The organism is Allosphingosinicella sp. (assembly GCF_046295735.1).
GTDB lineage: Bacteria > Pseudomonadota > Alphaproteobacteria > Sphingomonadales > Sphingomonadaceae > Allosphingosinicella.
The window spans coordinates 1-15,866 of the sequence record NZ_JBKBMQ010000024.1; the positions used below are offsets into that span (position 1 = coordinate 1).

15 protein-coding genes and 2 pseudogenes are annotated in these 15,866 nt (G+C 67.4%); 2 read left to right on the forward strand and 15 right to left on the reverse strand.

Translation table 11 applies throughout. The features are described from left to right. Window positions 1-295: 295 nt before the first annotated feature. A pseudogene (locus tag ACK4K7_RS15930) lies at window positions 296-424 on the forward strand (hypothetical protein); the annotation flags it as partial. A 106-nt stretch (window positions 425-530) separates the two neighbouring features. Here the strand turns inward: ACK4K7_RS15930 and ACK4K7_RS15935 are convergent. The 3 genes from ACK4K7_RS15935 to ACK4K7_RS15945 form a co-directional block, all read right to left on the reverse strand. Beyond that, window positions 531-896: an ATP-binding protein gene (locus tag ACK4K7_RS15935; protein ID WP_431867483.1), complete on the reverse strand. Its 366-nt coding sequence runs from the start codon at window positions 894-896 to the stop codon at window positions 531-533. Then, the gene (locus ACK4K7_RS15940) at window positions 806-1,648 is read right to left on the reverse strand and encodes a histidine kinase dimerization/phosphoacceptor domain -containing protein (protein WP_431867502.1); all 843 of its coding nucleotides are present in this window, start codon (window positions 1,646-1,648) and stop codon (window positions 806-808) included. The genes ACK4K7_RS15935 and ACK4K7_RS15940 overlap by 91 nt, the downstream gene beginning before the upstream one ends. A 341-nt stretch (window positions 1,649-1,989) precedes the next feature. Beyond that, window positions 1,990-2,337: a hypothetical protein gene (locus tag ACK4K7_RS15945; RefSeq protein WP_431867484.1), complete on the reverse strand. Its 348-nt coding sequence runs from the start codon at window positions 2,335-2,337 to the stop codon at window positions 1,990-1,992. Window positions 2,338-3,198: 861 nt separating this feature from the next. On the opposite strand from ACK4K7_RS15945, the gene ACK4K7_RS15950 reads away from it, so the two are divergent. Further along, complete coding sequence (locus ACK4K7_RS15950) at window positions 3,199-4,344, forward strand: hypothetical protein (protein ID WP_431867485.1); 1,146 nt, start codon at window positions 3,199-3,201, stop codon at window positions 4,342-4,344. Between the two features lie 145 nt (window positions 4,345-4,489). On the opposite strand, the gene ACK4K7_RS15955 is transcribed toward ACK4K7_RS15950, so the two are convergent. From ACK4K7_RS15955 to ACK4K7_RS16010, 12 genes and pseudogenes are all read right to left on the reverse strand, one after another. Beyond that, the gene (locus tag ACK4K7_RS15955) at window positions 4,490-5,347 is read right to left on the reverse strand and encodes a GIY-YIG nuclease family protein (RefSeq protein WP_431867487.1); all 858 of its coding nucleotides are present in this window, start codon (window positions 5,345-5,347) and stop codon (window positions 4,490-4,492) included. 79 nt (window positions 5,348-5,426) lie between these two features. Continuing rightward, window positions 5,427-5,657, reverse strand: coding sequence for a helix-turn-helix domain-containing protein (locus tag ACK4K7_RS15960; protein WP_431867489.1), 231 nt, complete (start codon window positions 5,655-5,657; stop codon window positions 5,427-5,429). Further along, window positions 5,654-5,875 (reverse strand): DUF2274 domain-containing protein, encoded by a 222-nt coding sequence (locus ACK4K7_RS15965; protein ID WP_431867491.1) that lies wholly within the window; start codon window positions 5,873-5,875, stop codon window positions 5,654-5,656. Before ACK4K7_RS15965 ends, ACK4K7_RS15960 begins: the two co-directional genes overlap by 4 nt. A 26-nt stretch (window positions 5,876-5,901) precedes the next feature. Continuing rightward, window positions 5,902-6,897, reverse strand: a pseudogene (locus ACK4K7_RS15970) (TrbI/VirB10 family protein); the annotation flags it as partial. 188 nt (window positions 6,898-7,085) lie between these two features. Next, window positions 7,086-8,078, reverse strand: a complete 993-nt coding sequence (gene trbG, locus ACK4K7_RS15975) for a P-type conjugative transfer protein TrbG (protein WP_431867493.1) — start codon at window positions 8,076-8,078, stop codon at window positions 7,086-7,088. Then, window positions 8,075-8,908: a conjugal transfer protein TrbF gene (gene trbF / locus ACK4K7_RS15980; RefSeq protein ID WP_431867495.1), complete on the reverse strand. Its 834-nt coding sequence runs from the start codon at window positions 8,906-8,908 to the stop codon at window positions 8,075-8,077. The genes trbG and trbF overlap by 4 nt, the downstream gene beginning before the upstream one ends. Window positions 8,909-8,911: 3 nt before the next feature. Continuing rightward, the gene (trbL, locus tag ACK4K7_RS15985) at window positions 8,912-10,219 is read right to left on the reverse strand and encodes a P-type conjugative transfer protein TrbL (RefSeq protein ID WP_431867497.1); all 1,308 of its coding nucleotides are present in this window, start codon (window positions 10,217-10,219) and stop codon (window positions 8,912-8,914) included. Window positions 10,220-10,329: 110 nt separating this feature from the next. Next, on the reverse strand, window positions 10,330-12,438 hold the full coding sequence (locus tag ACK4K7_RS15990) for a type I secretion system permease/ATPase (protein WP_431867498.1): 2,109 nt from the start codon (window positions 12,436-12,438) through the stop codon (window positions 10,330-10,332). Between the two features lie 169 nt (window positions 12,439-12,607). Further along, the gene (locus tag ACK4K7_RS15995; RefSeq protein WP_431867499.1) at window positions 12,608-13,051 is read right to left on the reverse strand and encodes an iron-sulfur cluster assembly scaffold protein; all 444 of its coding nucleotides are present in this window, start codon (window positions 13,049-13,051) and stop codon (window positions 12,608-12,610) included. Window positions 13,052-13,214: 163 nt separating this feature from the next. Continuing rightward, entirely contained in the window at window positions 13,215-14,519 is a 1,305-nt protein-coding gene (gene cysS, locus ACK4K7_RS16000) for a cysteine--tRNA ligase (protein ID WP_431867500.1), read from the reverse strand. After that, window positions 14,516-15,055: a CvpA family protein gene (locus ACK4K7_RS16005; RefSeq protein WP_431867503.1), complete on the reverse strand. Its 540-nt coding sequence runs from the start codon at window positions 15,053-15,055 to the stop codon at window positions 14,516-14,518. Before ACK4K7_RS16005 ends, cysS begins: the two co-directional genes overlap by 4 nt. 93 nt (window positions 15,056-15,148) lie before the next feature. Beyond that, window positions 15,149-15,866 (reverse strand): hypothetical protein (locus ACK4K7_RS16010; protein WP_431867501.1); only part of this gene is annotated, 718 nt, incomplete at its 5' end.

A 15,866-nucleotide genomic window follows, 5' to 3' on the forward strand; every position in this document is an offset into this window, starting at 1 on the left:
CCGGCGGGGCCGAGAGGCCCCGCCACCTAGGAACCGGCGCGCGCGCCGCTCCTGAACAGGAAAGGGGATATGGGCAAGTGGCTGGAGGCTCCGAGGCCGGCGCCCCGGACGGCGGAGAAGCTAGCGTTCGCTCATTCGCGCAACCAGGAAGAGGCGCATCCGCGCCTCGACGCAGATCGCAAAATGGAGACCGTCGTCCGGGTGCGGACGCTGGATCTCACGCTGGCCAATGCCGCTCTGGTGCGATCCGGCGAGGAAAAGGACCTTATGCTGATCGAGATCGAATCACAGGGCCAAGAACAGCCTGGCGATCGCTTCGTCCCTGCTCAACATCCACGACCGGACGCACCCCGAACAAGAGGGTACCTCACGAGGGTCAGATTGGCCGCAAGCCGTCGGCCTGCTTCCGAAAGAAGCGCGTTGAAGGGCGGACGCGGTCCATCCTCCGCTTCATTGATCTATCTGGCATTCGCGAACCGTGCGGCCCCAAGCGATCCAAGGGCGACCCCTAGCGTCACTTCGCCAAACACCTATGTCTTGAACACTACCGCGACTGTTACACCTGGTTGATCAGTCACGCGCAGATCGCCTCTCAATCCCTTCACGAGCGTCTTCACCAAACCATACCCGAGGGAGCCCTCGCGCGTCTCGCCCATCCCACGGCCATCGTCCCGCACGGCGAACTCGATCTCCCGTCCGTGGGTCCGCCGTGCCATCACCGAGATTGTGCCGCACAATGGAGGCGGAAAAGCGTATTTGACGGCATTGGTGATCAGTTCTGTCGCAATTATCCCCAGAGGGATTGCTACGTCGGCGTGCAGAAGGATCGTGTCGTCGCTCTCGACGGTGAGGAGGATGCATCGTCCCGCTCTGTGATTTGGCGCAGCGCTTCGCAAAGATCGCTCAGGTAAGTCGCTAGATTGACGTGCTGCGATGTTTCCGACTTGCTCAGCAAATCGTGGACCCGCGACATTGCTATCAGCCTATCCTGCGCCTCTGCGAACAACGTCCTCACTCTCGGATCGGCATGCCGCCGGCTCTGAATCCCAAGGAGCGACGAAGCGATCGTGAGGCTGTTTTTGGCCCGGTGATTCACCTCTGCGAGCAGCGCCTCCTTTTCCTGGACCAAGCGTCCCAAAATTCTGTTTGCCTCGCTTAGCTCGGCTGTCCGCTCAATGACCTTAGCCTCCAGCTCGCCAGTCAACTGCCGGAGAGACTGCTCTGCCTCAAAGCGCCGCGTCACATCGAAGTATGAGAGGAAGTGATGGAGCACTCGGCCCTGCCCGTCGTCGAGCGGGCTGGCGAAGAGCATGGCCCTGAACGCTTCGCCATTCTTGCGATGCTGCACCAGTTCTACATTGGCGTCGAGACCGCGCTCCATGGCGGCTTCATACTGGCGCACCGCGGCGGGATCGGTGTCCGGCCCGTCCATGAAGTGCGGATCCTGTCCAGTGATCTCCTCGAGAGCGTAGCCCGAGAGCGACAGAAAAGCGTCGTTTGCGAAAATTATCGGATTGCCGGTCAGCGTTGCGTCAGTGACAATCATCGGCATTCTCGTGAGGCGAACTGCTTCAACAAAGAAGCCGCCCTGCTCGCGCACGTTGTCGAGCCGCTTTTCGGATTTGCTGCGCTCCGCGGTGTCGAGCATTCCTTCTACAAAGTTATTGGTCATTGCAGCCCTCTCAGCTGAAGGCCTTGGGCCTGAGATGATCGCCAGGCACGAGGCGCGGCGTCAGAGCGTCCAGCGAACCGGAACGGTGCGAAGCGCATCGATAGGGCTTGCGCTGGTGCGCATCATGTCCGTTGCGTCTGCAATTGGCATTTCGAGCTGAACAGGGGCAAAACCAGGGTCTCCAGGCCGCAGCTCCAGGCTCGCCTCAACACACAGGATGGCCCTGCGACTTCGGTCTCTCTACCTTCCTGGCTCGTGCCATGGCCGGAGTGCGCATCGTTCGTCGTCGTAGCTTGTTTCACGCTGCGGACTGTCGTTCACGGAAGCGCCGCCCCAGCCCCAGCCCCAGCGTCACGGGCATCTGGATTTTCGCTGGGTTCGAGTGGTCCGCCGTGATCCCGGTCGCGCAACATTGCCTCATCTAACTCGCTGCTCCGAACTTCGCGGCTGCAAGTGCCGGAGACTGTCGGAACAATGAGGACGGTGGCTGTGCGCACATATGCCGTGTGTCCGCCGGCCTCCAGCGGCTGCTCCTTGGTTTCGACATCGTAAACGCCTGCAGGATAGACTTCGGGCGCGTTGCCCAGGGTGAACGGGCGAGGGAAAACGACGCGACGCAAGATATATCGTTCAAAGCCATTGTTCGGCAGCTTCCAACGGCTCATTTCGAGGCTCGTTTGGCAGCCGCGATGGCGTCGGCCGCGTTCGAGTAGCGATACCCGTTCCACTCGTAGGTGGTATGCTCATGCGACATGATGCCCAAGCGCCGGAGATCTTCATCTCGTCCGTTAGGCGCTTCGTTCACGGGTTGAACTGAGGGGGACGCTGCGGCGGTCTCATGGGTCACTTCGATCTCCTGCTTCAAGCGGGAGCGCAAAGTCTCTCAGTCACAAGTTGCTTGTGGACATGCCTGCGATACCGAAGCCATAGCACAGTTTCCGCAACCAACCTAATCTGCCTGAACCACATCTCAGAAGAGCTTGGCATGGGCGATGGGTTGAAAACGGCGTTCACCGGGGACTGAACGAAGGTCTGCTCTTGAGCAGCGGCCGAATCGGGCGGCACGTCCTCATGTGGCGCGAAGCAGACGCCGACGCCGCTCTATTCTCGTTCCGACAAGCCGGCTAAGGCATTGATATGCAACAGCGTGAACAAAGCACGAAATGTCGGAATGGCCATTGAAAACGCTGAGGCCGCACTGGACTCTTAATCAGCGGGTCCTAGGTTCGAGCCCTAGTGCGTCCACCACCTTTCTCTTTAAAATCCTTGTACTTAGACGGGCACCATACCCGGCCAACCGGCCGGGTGGAACCTGGAATCCGCTATAGGTTCCGTATAGGTTCCACCCAGTGCCCAGGCCGTTGGAAGTGGGACAAAAATCGCCCGCGTCCTCTCCTCTCGCCGCCGCGGCAGCTGGGGTAGCTAGAAGCGCTGAGATTATTGGGCGAGGCTGGCCACACCTCATTGCAAGGCGGCGCGATCCAGACCATCGTGTCTTCAGACGAGAGCGCTGGGGGCAAAGCATCGTGGTATTCGGATTGATTCTTCTGAGCCTGTTGGCGCAGGGACAGGCTGCGGCCTCGGACGCTCAAACAGTCGTCGACACCATGGTTGCGGCCACAAACAGGAATCTTCCACCGGGGGTAGTCAGCGCTTCTGCCGGGCCTCGGACATTCATTATGAATCTTTCGCCGCCGCCGCGCGGGACCAACGTCGACGCGTTCGCGGATCAGTATCGGCAGAGCAGCCTGGGCGTCGTCTGTCGCGATCCTAACCTGCGGAGAGCGCTGGACGTGTACGGCATCACTCTGCGGATGAGCGTCGCGCCTGCAGGGCGATCCACAGTTGTTCGGGATATCGTCTCGGCGGATTGCGCCGGGATTGCCGCGCCGGCGCCCGCAGCGTCGCCGCCTGCTCCAGCGGTGCCGGTCGGTTCACCGCCTGCTCCCCCCGCACAGCACGGGGCGACGCTGAGCGGAGATGATCTCGAGGTCCTCGCTAGCCGAGTGCGCTCGTTCGCACCGCGCGATCAATTCGACATGCCGCCCGCCCTACCCTCTGTCGCCGGTCGCCGCTTCTCCTACACCGTAACACCTTTAGAGCGCGGCCCGGACAACCTCATCTGTGACGGCTTCCCTAGCTGGGGGTTCTGGCCACAGGACGGACGTCTCGAAGTCGGTGCTACCGAGGGCACCGGCATCAAGTCCGACTTCGCAAGCGGAAGCAGCCGGATGTTTCCGACCGGCCAGGGCATTAGCGACTTCGGCACGATGGTGACCTTTCGAAGCTTCCGCTGCCAAAAGACACGGCTCGGAAGCTATACCGCCACGAATGGCTTCGGCGCGCAATTTACAGTCGAGCGGAGCCGTGAAGTCGTGACGGCGATCGGCGGCTTTGCGATGCCCGATACCTCTTGGAGGACCTATTGGACCACGCAGGTGTCGGGGGATGCGGCGCGTCAGCTCTCCCGCAGCCTAAGGGTTCGGATCAGCGGCACGCTGACGGACTGGGCCCCTGGTCGGCCGGTTCTCTGCGGCAGGAATGTGAGCACGCCGAGCATGCGGCGCCCCTACGAGGAAACCCTGGACCTCTGCCTTTTCAACGGACGGGCGGATCTCTTTGAAGTCGTCGATTCCCGCACCGGAGAGGTGCTATTCTCGAGCCCGCGATAGGTGGTAGAAGACGCGAAGATCGACACGCCTCCAGGCTCCACCTGATCCGACATCCGGTGCCTAGGGGTTGGACGCCTTAGAACGCCGGTTCTTCTCGAACAGCGTCCCCACCGGCCCCAAGGACCGGCCCAACCGCGGTCGACCATCAGTTCCGATTGAGGCCGATCGTCCGGCTGTGAAGCTTCTGCTTCCAACTCGCTTCCATGCGAAGAATGTCCTTCTCACTCGCCGAGGATCCGGCGACCTCGAGGATGCTGACCTGCCAAGCGGTACGCTCCCGATCGCGCAGTCCGGCGTTCCCGCCATGATTGGTCGCGAGATACTCCCGCCATCGCGCCAGGAAGCCGCCCTCACCGGAGGCGGAGCCGACATAATGCTCCCGAGTCTTGGGGCAGGCGAGCAGGTAGACGCCCCGGCTGGCCGACAGGATCTGCTTCCATGCCGAGGGCATCGCCTCGATCTCGTCTATCGGCCGGATAATCTGGGTGAAGCCGGGAAATTCCTCCTCCCGGAACGTCCGCCGCAGCTCGACGATCTCCTTGTCCTGCTGGTCGGCGCGCTGGGTCCACGCGCGAGCGGCGCTTGATGAATCTCCCCAATGGATGAAGAGGCGCCCGATATAGTCCGAGAGCTCCACCATCGGCCGGCAATCATACTGGTCGTAGGCCGTGAGCCCCTTGTCGGCTCCGACCTCGCGCAGCGTCAGCGGATCGATCTGTCCGGCCGTCACCGAGCCCACCAGCTTCACCTCATAGAGCCCCACGAACATCGTGCTGCCGTCCGGCGGCGCGACGAAGCTGGCCCAGTAGCGGGCGCGGAAGCGAGAGCGCTGCCGCGGTGCCGGATCCTGGGTCGACTGGTACTGCTGGAACGCGGCGACATCGTCGCGCCACAGGGTATAAGGCGTCCGCCCCGGCACCTTGCCGGTCTGATGCCTCAGCAGGCGGACGTCGGACGGGGCGATGCCCTCGTCCAGAAGGAGCATGTTGAACTGCAGCGCCATCAGGGCCTCCCCGGCGGGAAATATGCACAGTGACCGCGCATTGCTATGGCCGCTGGCGCAAAGCTCAGCTCGAAGCCGTTCACACTCTGAGCTGCCCTCCGCGCTTGGATTGGCGGCGCTTGCCGTCGATGAAGGTGCGGAGGCTGACCACCAGGATCAATGTCGAACTCCCCACCTTCACGAACTCGATGTCGCCCGCAGCCATCAGCTCGTAGATGCGCGAGCGGCTGAGGCCCGTCAGACGGACCGCCTCTCGTATCCGGACGCTGATCGGCTCGAGCGGGGGAGGTCCGGCACTCGAGGCGCTCACTTGCCCCTCCCCTTCCGTCTCCGGAACGCGCGATCGCCGTCGAGGAACGCCGCGAGCATTGCCGGGACGAGGTCCGGGACAGGCTCGGCCTGTCCGTAGGTCTCCTCGTAGAGCCGGGCATAATCGGTGAGCGCGTGGTGGAGCTCGGGCGTGACGCTGATCGCGAGCTTGACCGGAACCCGGTCGGGCAGCTTGGGCAGGCGCAGCTCTGCCAGCATCCTCTCCACGGGCGCAGGACGAGATCCTTGTGGATCACGGCCCTCAGCGGCCAGCCGGGGCGGACCGTGATGGTCGGCTGAATGTCGAGGTTGCGCTGCGTGATGCGGTCGCCCGCGCGGGCGGCGTTCTGCTGAGTCGACTCTCGGACGGCGCGGACGAGATCGGATTCGCCGCTTCCGAAGCTGCGCTCGGTGCCGACGCCGAGCAGGGTCGACAGCGCGATCCCGGTCAGGAGCCTCCGGGTGCGGAAGTCGACCTCGTCGGCTACGCCCGAATAGCCCGAGAGGTCGGTCACGTGCACGTTGTCGAGGCGGATCGAGGAGCCGTCGGGAAACACGATCCGCTGCCACACGAGCAGCGCCCGCCGCTGGCCGAAGGCGACGACATTGTCGTAGCTCCCGATCAGCCGCGCCCCCTGCGGAACCAGCACGGTGCGGCCGGTCGCGCTGTCGCGGACATTCTCCGTCACCTGCGCAATCACCGTCCCCGGCAGGTCGGAGTTGAGGCCGGTGACGAGGCTTGCCGGAATGATCGTGCCGGCGCTCAGCGTCCAGGGCGAGGGAGCGGCGCGAAGCGGATGCGGATTGACGTCGCCCGGACCGGACCGGCCGAACGCCGTCGCTCCGCGCCCGCCTGCCTCCTGAGGCGCCGGCACGGCAGCCTCCGGGGCAGCGCCCCCCTCCCCGCCGGCGCCGACCGACGCCGCCGGTGCACCGCTCTCCCGCCGGCCGGATGACTGGACGAGCACGCCCGAGCTTCGCGCCGCTTCGCGCGCCGCCGCGAGCCGCTGCCGCTCCGCCTCCGCCGCCGCCACCCGCGGGTCGGGCTGAGGCGTCGCGCCCGGCCCCGTCCCCACTCCGGGGTCCGCCATTTCCCTCTGGTGCTCCAGAATCGGTCGACCGAGGTCGCCCGGAAGCGGGGGCCCGAGACGCGGCACCTCGCCATAGCTCCTCGGCGCCTCCGCGAGCGCGTCGGGCGGACCCTTGGCCGCCGCTCCGCCGGCCTCCTCTTCCGCGGCCATGCGAAAGCTCGGCGGCTCGAGCGCGAGCCAGGTCACCGTCACCAGGCCGGCCGCGACCGCTCCGGTCAGGCCGATGATGAGGCCTCTGCGGAACCGGACGACGGGGCGCGGGCTGCCGCGCAGCACGAGCGTTTCGGGATCCTCCTTCGGCCGCGCCGCGCCGAGCTCGCCCTCTTCGGCCGCGACGCTCACGACGGCCTCCCGCGGCGCCGGCCCGGCCGGTCGTTCTCGCGAACGATGCGCACCACCTGCTGGCGGCGCTCGCCGAGCCGCAGCTCGGCGGCGGCGAACAGCCGGTCGACGACATAATAGCGACCGCGCAGCCGATAGTTGACCAGCTCCGCTCGGCCGCCCTCCCCTCGCACGAACAGAGGCGGCGCTTCGCCCTGGGCGAGGCCGGCCGGAAATTCGATGAAGACCTGGCTGCCGTCGTCGAACGCGCGGACCGGCCGCCAGGGCGGATCGTCGCCCTCGATCCGATAGCCGAAGTTGAGCGTCTCGACGGCACGCCCCCCGGCGATCGGCTGAGCCTCGGCCGCCTCCGAGCGGCGGACGGCGAGAAGCGCGTCGTGCGGATAGGTCCAGGAGATGCTCGCCATGGCCGTTCGCGCCGTGCTCTCGAGCTGGACGTGGTAGACACGCCGGTCGGTGGTGATGACGAGGTTGGTCCGAAGCCCGACCGCCGTCGGCTTGACGAGGATGTGCGTCCGCCGGCCGGCGCCCGAGCCGCTCGTCGTGTCGCCGATCACCCAGCGCGCCGTGTCTCCGGCCGCAACCGAGACGAGGGATTCGCCCGGTTCGAGCGCGATCTCGCTCACGCGTTCGGGCGCCGTGTAGAGCCGGTAGAGCGCTCCTTCCGCCCAGGCATAGACCTGGGTCGCCTCGACATAGGATTGGCGGCTCGGCTCGCGCACGGCGGCGCGGTTGGCGGCCTCGACGCGCGAGGTCGGAGCCGCCGCCTCCCGCGCCGGAGCCTGGGACGGGAGCGGAAGACGCTGCTCATCGGCGATCGGTGCGCGAGCTTCGGCGGCGGCCGCGGCCGGAACCTCGGGAGGAGCCTCCTCGACGAGTACGGCCTGCGCGAGCGGGGCTTCGGCGGATCGCGGCCGGGCCTCGGTTCGGCCGACGCAGGCGCACAGCGCCAGCGCGGAGGAGGCCAGTAGAAGGGTGGATCTGATCATCGGGAGCTCCTTTGCGCGGTGGGTTCGGGCGCGGGTTCCGCGCCGAGATCGGGATCGAGCGGCGAGCCGCTCGGCACCGACGCCGAAGGCCCGGGCGCCGGCTGCACCGGCGGCGCGGCGCCGGCAGAGGGAGAAGCGGGCACGGGGACGTCGAGCTCGCGCGACCAGTCGATCGCCTCGACATAGAGGCCGAGCGGGTTCTTGCGCAGCGCATCCGCGGAGGCGGGCGGCCTCACGACCACGCCGAGAATCGCGGTCCAGCGCGTCGTTCCGGCGAGGCTGCCCCGCTCGTAGGCCGTCTCCGTCCATTTGACCTGGAACGAGCGGTCCGACGCGCGGACGACGCTCGTCACCTGAACCGAGACGGTGCGGTCGCCAACCGACCCGAACGGATTGGCGGTCCGCGCATATTCGCTGAGGAAGCGCGCGCTGCGTTCCGTCGCGAAGTCGTAGGCCGAGAGCCAGTTCTCGCGCATCAGCACGGGATCGAGCGAGATCGACCTCACATTGACGATGAAGCGCCCGAGGTGCCACGCAATCTGCGGATCGGTCGCCCGGTATTGGGCGGCCGCGGGCGCAACCGCCCTCGCCTCGCCCAGCGAATCGACCTCGACCACATAGGGAACCACCCGGCTCTGCATCGACTGCCAGAGGAGGCCGCCGGAAAGCCCGGCCGAGAGGATCAGGCCGCCGAAGGCCATCAGCCGCCAGTTGCGGGCCTGGACCCGCGCCGAGCCGATCCGCTCGTCCCAGAGCTGGCCCGCCCGCTGGAAGGGCGTCTCCGGCTCCGGCGTCCGGCCGTAGCGCTGGACGGCGCGCTTGAACTTCATCGTCTATTCCTCCCTTTCGCTGATGTCGGGATTGGCGCCCGCGCCTCCCCGGTCGCCTTCGCGAACCGCCTGGAGCGCGGCATGGCGGTGGTGACGGGCGGTCTGCTCCGAGCGCAGGCGCCGCGCCCAAGCGGGCGGTTCCTGGGCGCCGCCTCCCGCCGAGGCCGAAGCGGAGGATCCGCCGGAGCCGGACCCGGCAAAGAAGGCGGCGCGCCTCCCGCGCTCCGCGGCCTCGCCGAGGCCCGCCGCCGAGCTCGCCTTGTCGCGTGCGGCGGCGACGCCTGCTCGGGCCACTCCGCCGAGGCCGGCGCCGACGCTCTTCGAGCCCGACGTCTCCTGGCCGAGCCGGTAAGCCGTCGACGCCGCCGAACCCATCGCCGTTCCGGCGCGAAGCGCGCCCATCGCGCCGCCGGCAACGCCTCGGGCGCCCGCCGCGGCCGCGCCGCCGCCGACGGCCACGGTCCCGACCGCGGCTGCCGCGGTTCCCACGGCCGCACCGGCGCCGAGCTGGGGAGCTCCGGCGACGAGGCCCGAGGCGATCGAAGGACCGAAGATGCCGAGGCCGAACAAAGCGAGGCTGGCAAGGACGAGGCTCATCGCCTGGGTGAGATCCGTCTCCTGCCCCTGCGCCGCGCGGACGAACTCGTCGAAAAAGCCGGAGCCGATGCCGACGATGACGGCGAGCACCATCACCTTGACGCCCGAGCAGACGACGTTGCCGAGCACCCGCTCGGCAAGGAAGGAGGTGCGGTTCCAGAGCGCGAACGGCACCAGCACGAAGCCGGCGAGCGTCGTCAGCTTGAACTCGATGATCGTGATGAAGAGCTGGATGGCGAGCACGAAGAAGGCGACGATCACGAACAGCCAGGCGATCATCAGCACGGCGATCGTCAGGAAATTGTCGAAAAAGGCGATCGGCCCGAGAAGCTCTCCGACCTGGTCGAGCAAAGGCCTGGCCGCCTCGAAGCCGGTCCCGGCGACATAGCCCGGGCGAAGCAGGTCGTCGGCGGTCATGCCGCCGCCGCCCGCGGTGATGCCGAGGCCGGCGAAGGATCGGAAGATGACGTCGGCCAGCGTCGAGAAGGAGCCCAGGATCAGCGCGAACGCGCCGACATAGAGGATCTTCTTGAGGAAGCGCCCGATGATGTCGTCCTCGCCGCCCATCGCCCAGAACAGGCCGGCGAGCGTGACGTCGATGCCGATGAGGACGGTGCTCAGGAAGGCGACGTCGCCGCCCAGCAGTCCGAAGCCGCTGTCGATATATTGGATGAACGCCGCCATGAAGCGGTCGATCACGTTCATGTCACCCATCGGAGCCGGTCCAGTTCAGGGAGAAAGGAGGTGCCGCGGGGCGTCCTCAAGGGGGCATTGGAGCCCCGCGGCGGGCGAGGCGGCCGAAGCCGCCGCGCCCATTCGAAGTCTCAGCGCCCGCCGGGCGTGTAGGCGCGGCCGGAGCCGATGAAGCGGCGGGTCGCGGCCCGCCCCTCTACCTGCGACTGCGCCCGCTCGGCCCGTTCGACGGCGGCGCTCCGGAACTCGGACGCCATCAGCGTCTGGAGCTGGAGCTGCTGCTTGATCGACAGGGCGAGAAGCTGGTTCGCCGCCTGGCTGACCTGCAGCCCGCCGACCGCGCTTTGGCTCCGCGCCAGGATGGCGGCGAGCGTGTCGGCATCCTCGCGCACATTCTCCTCGTAGCCGTGCGGGAGCTCCAGGATGAAGTCGTGGGCGCCGGCGAGCTGCGCGGCGGCGAGCACGGCTTCCATCGGCCGGGTGGGATCGGCGAGCGCGATATTCTCCCGCACGCTGCGGTTGAACAGGATGTTCTCCTGCAGGACGACGCCGATCTGGCGCCGCAGCCAGGCGGGATCGACCAGCGCGAGATCGACGCCGTCGACCAGTACCCGCCCCTGATCGGGCACGTAGAGCCGCTGGACGAGCTTGGTGAGCGTCGACTTGCCCGATCCCGACGGTCCGACGATCCCGATCATCTCGCCCGGCGCCACGTCCAGCACGACGCCGCGCAGCGCTTCGGGCGCGTCCGGGCGGTAGCGGAAGCGCACCTTGTCGAATTCGATGCGGCCGCGGATCGGCGGCAGCGACGCGCGATTGGGATTGTGCTCCGGCTCGGCCGGCGCGTTCAGCACGTCGCCCAGCCGGTCGACCGAGATGCGCACCTGCTGGAAATCCTGCCAGAGCTGCGACAGCCGAAGGATCGGCGCCGCCACCCGCCCGGCCAGCATGTTGAAGGCGACGAGCGCGCCGACGCTGAGATCTCCCGCGATCACCGCCTTGGCGCCGAAATAGAGGATGGCGACGGTGGTGAGCTTCGACACGATCTGGATGAGGTGGTTGCCCCAGTTGGCGAGCTTGGCGACCGAGAAGCCGGTTTGGGCATAGCCGGCGAACTGCTTCTCCCAGCGGTCGCGCATCAACGGCTCCACCGCCATCGACTTCAGCGTGCCGATCCCCGTCACCGTCTCGACCAGAAAGGCCTGGTTCTCGGCACCGCGCCGGAACTTCTCGTCGAGCCGTGCCCGCAGCGGCGGCGTGATGAAGACCGAGATGAGGACGTAGATCGGGATCGACAGCAGCACGATCAGCGTCAGCAGCGGGCTGTAAAGATACATGACCGCGAAGAAGACGACGGTGAAGAACAGATCGATCACCACCGTCACGGCGTTCGACGTCAGGAATTCGCGGATCCGCTCCAGCTCCCGCACCCGCGCCACGCTGTCGCCAACGCGCCGCGCCTCGAAATAGGAGAGCGGCAGGTTGAGGAGATGCCGGAACATGCCGGCGCTGAGCTCCGCGTCGACCCGGTTGGTGCTGTGCGCGAACAGCCAGTTGCGCAGCCCCGACAGCGCGGTCTCCCAGACGAGCACGACGGCCAGCCCGAAGGCCAGCACGTCGAGCGTGGTCAGCGAATGGTGGACCAGCACCTTGTCGATGACGAGCTGGAAGAAGATCGGCGAGGCGAGCGCCATCAGCTGGATGAAGAAGGAGGCGATCAGCACGTCCCGCAACGGGCGGCGGTACTTGACCAGAGCGGGGATGAACCAGCTGATGTCGAACGGCCGGCCTTCGCCCGCCATCTTCTCGCGCGAGGTCATGAGGAGCAGGCGCCCGGCGAAACGGTCGTCGAGCTCGGCGCCCGTCCAGACTTCGGGCGTGTCGCGATCGCCGCGCTGGACCAGCACCCGCGGTTCGTCCGCCCCCTCCTCCACCTTGAGCAGCAGCGCGGCGGTGCCGTCGGTCAGCTCCGCGATGGCGGGGAGCGGCATCTTGCGGATGTCGCCGGCGCGGCAGCGGCGCAGGCGCGCCAACAGGCCGAGCCGCTTGGCGGCCCGCGCCAGATCCTCGAGCGAATAGGGGTCGCGTCCGCGTCCGCGCTCGTGCAGCAGCTGCTCGGGCTCGGCTGGGACGCCCAGATAGCGCGCCAGCAGGATAAAGCAGGCAAGCGCGGTGTCCGGCGCGGCGGCTGTTTCGGGCGCATCGCCGGCCTCCGGCGGTACATCCGCAACATCGATCACGAGCAATCAGAGCGCACCGGCGCCTCTCCCCCCTTCCCGCACCGCCTGTTCGCGGCAGCGGGCCCCAAAGAGGAGGGATATCGTGTGCTTGGAAGCTGTCCACGGGAAAATGGCCGGAGGCGAGGAAACGAAGAATATTCCTCTGCGATCAGAAAATCGACTGAACGGCCTAGGACCGTACGCGCATATGTTCTTCAACGGCTCCGGGCGCATCGGCCGCCGCGGCGGCGGCGTCGAAGGGGAGGAGGATGGCGGCGTGGCGCGCCGGATAGTCGCGCGCCGCGGCGAACAGGCCGAGGCCGGGCCAGGCGCCCGGATCTTCGCTCTCGCCTTCGAGATATTGGCGGAACTGGTCGCGGGCAGCGGCGATGTCGTCGCCGCTGCGGCCGATCGCGTGGGTGGCCAGCAGATTGGCCGACGCCTGGCCCAATGCGCAGGCGCTCAGCTCCAGTCCAATTCCCGCGATCCTTCCGTCGCGGAGGCGCACGTCGACCGTGACGCGGCTGCCGCACAGCCGCGACTGCCGCTCGGCCGACCCGTCCGGCCGCTCCAGCCGCCCAAGATGCGGGATCGAAACCGCCAATCGAAGGATATCGCGCGTGTAGAGGGTCACCAGGAGGATATAGGAGGCCCAGGCGAAGTCGGCTACTTCGTTCCTCCCCGGTACGGGGAGGGGGACCGCCGCCTAAGGCGGGGGTGGAGGGGCTGGCACCGACTCCTGAGCAGCCCCTCCGTCAGCCCTGCGGGCTGCCGCCTCACCGTACCGGGGAGGGGCTTCAGGCCCGCCGCCAGGTGGTGCCTTGGGGGCCGTCCTCCAGCACCACGCCTTCGGCCGCCAGCTCGGCGCGGATGCGGTCGGCCTCGGCAAAGTCGCGGCGCTTCTTCGCGTCGGTGCGGGCGGCGACCAGCCCGTCGATGCGATCGTCGCCCTCGCCCTGGAACCAGGCCTCCGCGCTTTGTTCCAGCAGGCCGAGCAGGGCCGCGCTCGCGCGCAGCGCGGGGCCTTCGAGCTGCGCCAGCCGCGACAGAGCCAGCGGGGTGTTGAGATCGTCGGCGAGAGCGTCGAGCACCCCCTGGTCGGGCGCGCCGGCCGCGCCTTCGGCGTTGCGGTAAAGCCGGTCCAGCGTCGCCTTCGACTGGGCGAGGAGCTGCGGCGACCATTCGAGCGGCTGGCGGTAATGGGCCGACAGCAAGGCGAGCCGCAGCGTCTCGCCGCGGTGCCCCTGCTCCAGCAGCTCCGCCACCGTGACGACGTTGCCGAGGCTCTTCGACATCTTCTCCGAGCCCGCCATCGACAGGAAGCCGTTGTGGAGCCAGTAGCGGGCGAGCGGCGCGCCTTCATGGGCGCAGCGGCTCTGCGCGATCTCATTCTCGTGATGGGGGAAGATGAGGTCGAGCCCGCCGCCATGGATGTCGATCGTCTCGCCCAGATGCGCCTTGATCATCGCCGAGCATTCGATGTGCCAGCCCGGCCGGCCGCGGCCCCAGGGGCTGTCCCAGCCGATCACGCCCTCGGGCGAGGGCTTCCACAGCACGAAATCGGCCGCGTCCTTCTTGTAGCTCGCGACCTCGACCCGCGCGCCGGCGATCATCGCCTCGCGGTCGCGGCGGCCGAGCGCGCCGTAGCCGGGGTCGGAAGGGACGTGGAACAGGACGTGGCCGTCCGCTTCATAAGCGTTGCCCGCATCGATCAACCGCGAGATCATCGCGATCATCTCGCCGACATGCCCGGTCGCCTTGGGGGCGATGTCGGGCGGACGGACGCCGAGCGCGCCCATATCCTCGAGATAGAAGCGCTCGTAGCGGGCGGTGATCTCGGAAGGATCGACCCCTTCCACTTTGGCCGCGTCGATGATCTTGTCGTCGACGTCCGTCACGTTGCGGGCATAGACCAGGGCCTCGGCGCCGTAGACGTGGCGGAGCAAGCGGGCGAGCACGTCGAACACCACCGCCGGCCGGGCATTGCCGATATGGGCGCGGTTGTAGACAGTGGGGCCGCACACATACATGGTGACCCGCCCGGGATCGGCGGGCTCGAACGCGCGCTTCTCGCGCGCCATCGTGTCGTGGAGGCGGATCATTCGTTGGTCCCCGCGCCCGGATCGTCCTGCTCGATCCGCTCCGGCCCGCGCCGCGCCTCGACCAGATCGACGATCGCCACGCCGCTGGCATGGAGCAAAGGATAGGTGCGGGACTGCGCCATCCATTCCGGGCGCTCGGCCGTCCGTCCCCACAAGGTGTCGTGCACCAGATTGGCGGCGAGATAGAGGAGCGTGGCGCCGATCAGGCCCTTGAGCGCGCCGAAGCCGGCGCCGAGCAGGCGGTCGATCGGCCCCACCACGCTGGTGCGCACCCGCCGTCCGAAATAGCGCGACAGCAGCTTTCCGGCGAGGAACACCAGACCAAAGACGAGCGCGAAGGCGGCCATCGAGGCCCCCGCCCATGTGCCGATCGGCCCATGCAGCGCCTGCGTGGCCGGATCGTGGAAATAGGACAGAGCGAGGATCGCGGCCACCCAGGCGAACAGCGACAGGATCTCGCACACGAAACCCCGGATCCCGCCGAGCACGAGCCCGCCGCCGACCAGGATGAGCACAAGGATGTCGAGCGCGGTCAAACCCATGGCCGCCGACTATCGGGAGATCGGGCGATTGGGAAGTGGGGAGCGGAAGCGGGAGGCACGGGATTCCAAAGAACAATCCCCGGCCCGCTAATCGAGAAGCCGCGCCTCGGTCCCGACGACACGGAAACTGGCGCCGCTTTGGCCGTCCGGCGTGAACTCGACCGGCACCTCGGCGCTCTTCCCGCACACGGTGAAGGTCCATGCCTCCTTCCACGACCCGGAGAAATAGACGCCGTGATAGTTGGGGCCGAGATCAGCGCTCCGCTCCAGAATACGGGTCGGTCCCATCTGCATCCCGTCTCCGGCGCATTGTGGTTCGGCGGCCCTGACCAGTTGGAAAGCGGACAAGGCCGCGAGGCTGCTCGCATCTTGCATCAGCGATAGATTGGCGAGGCTTTCGCCCTCGTTGATCGCGGCCACGCGCAATCCCCCGTCGGTCAAGCCCAACAGGATGAAGCGCAACTGCGGCGCGCCCTCGCAACCTTCTCCCCGGCCGTAGACCGTCCAGGCATTTCTCAGCTGGCCGGATTGGACGCTCAGCACGACGGCACGGACCGCGGTGGCGCTCTCGATGCCGTGAACCGCGACGCCGGTCGGAACGCACTGGCCCTTGTCGCGCGCGATGGCTTGCAGCGTCTCAAGCAGGCTGGCCTTCACCATATCCCCGGCGGGGGTCGGCGCATTGGCGTTGGCGCTCTCGACGATTTGGCGGAACTGCGCGTCCTGCGCCGACAGCGGTGAAGCCAAGGCCGCTGCCGCGCCGAGCGCGAGGCACAATTTAGTTGTCATTTGAATTCCCCCCCCC

Excerpts from the sequence above, each read along its gene's own strand:
- ACK4K7_RS15940 (WP_431867502.1), bottom strand. The coding sequence starts at position 1,648 with ATGCTCGACACCGCGGAGCGCAGCAAATCCGAAAAGCGGCTCGACAAC.
- ACK4K7_RS15945 (WP_431867484.1), bottom strand. The coding sequence starts at position 2,337 with ATGAGCCGTTGGAAGCTGCCGAACAATGGCTTTGAACGATATATCTTG.
- ACK4K7_RS15955 (WP_431867487.1), bottom strand. The coding sequence starts at position 5,347 with ATGGCGCTGCAGTTCAACATGCTCCTTCTGGACGAGGGCATCGCCCCG.
- ACK4K7_RS15965 (WP_431867491.1), bottom strand. The coding sequence starts at position 5,875 with ATGCTGGCAGAGCTGCGCCTGCCCAAGCTGCCCGACCGGGTTCCGGTC.
- trbG (WP_431867493.1), bottom strand. The coding sequence starts at position 8,078 with ATGATCAGATCCACCCTTCTACTGGCCTCCTCCGCGCTGGCGCTGTGC.
- trbF (WP_431867495.1), bottom strand. The coding sequence starts at position 8,908 with ATGAAGTTCAAGCGCGCCGTCCAGCGCTACGGCCGGACGCCGGAGCCG.
- trbL (WP_431867497.1), bottom strand. The coding sequence starts at position 10,219 with ATGGGTGACATGAACGTGATCGACCGCTTCATGGCGGCGTTCATCCAA.
- cysS (WP_431867500.1), bottom strand. The coding sequence starts at position 14,519 with ATGATCCGCCTCCACGACACGATGGCGCGCGAGAAGCGCGCGTTCGAG.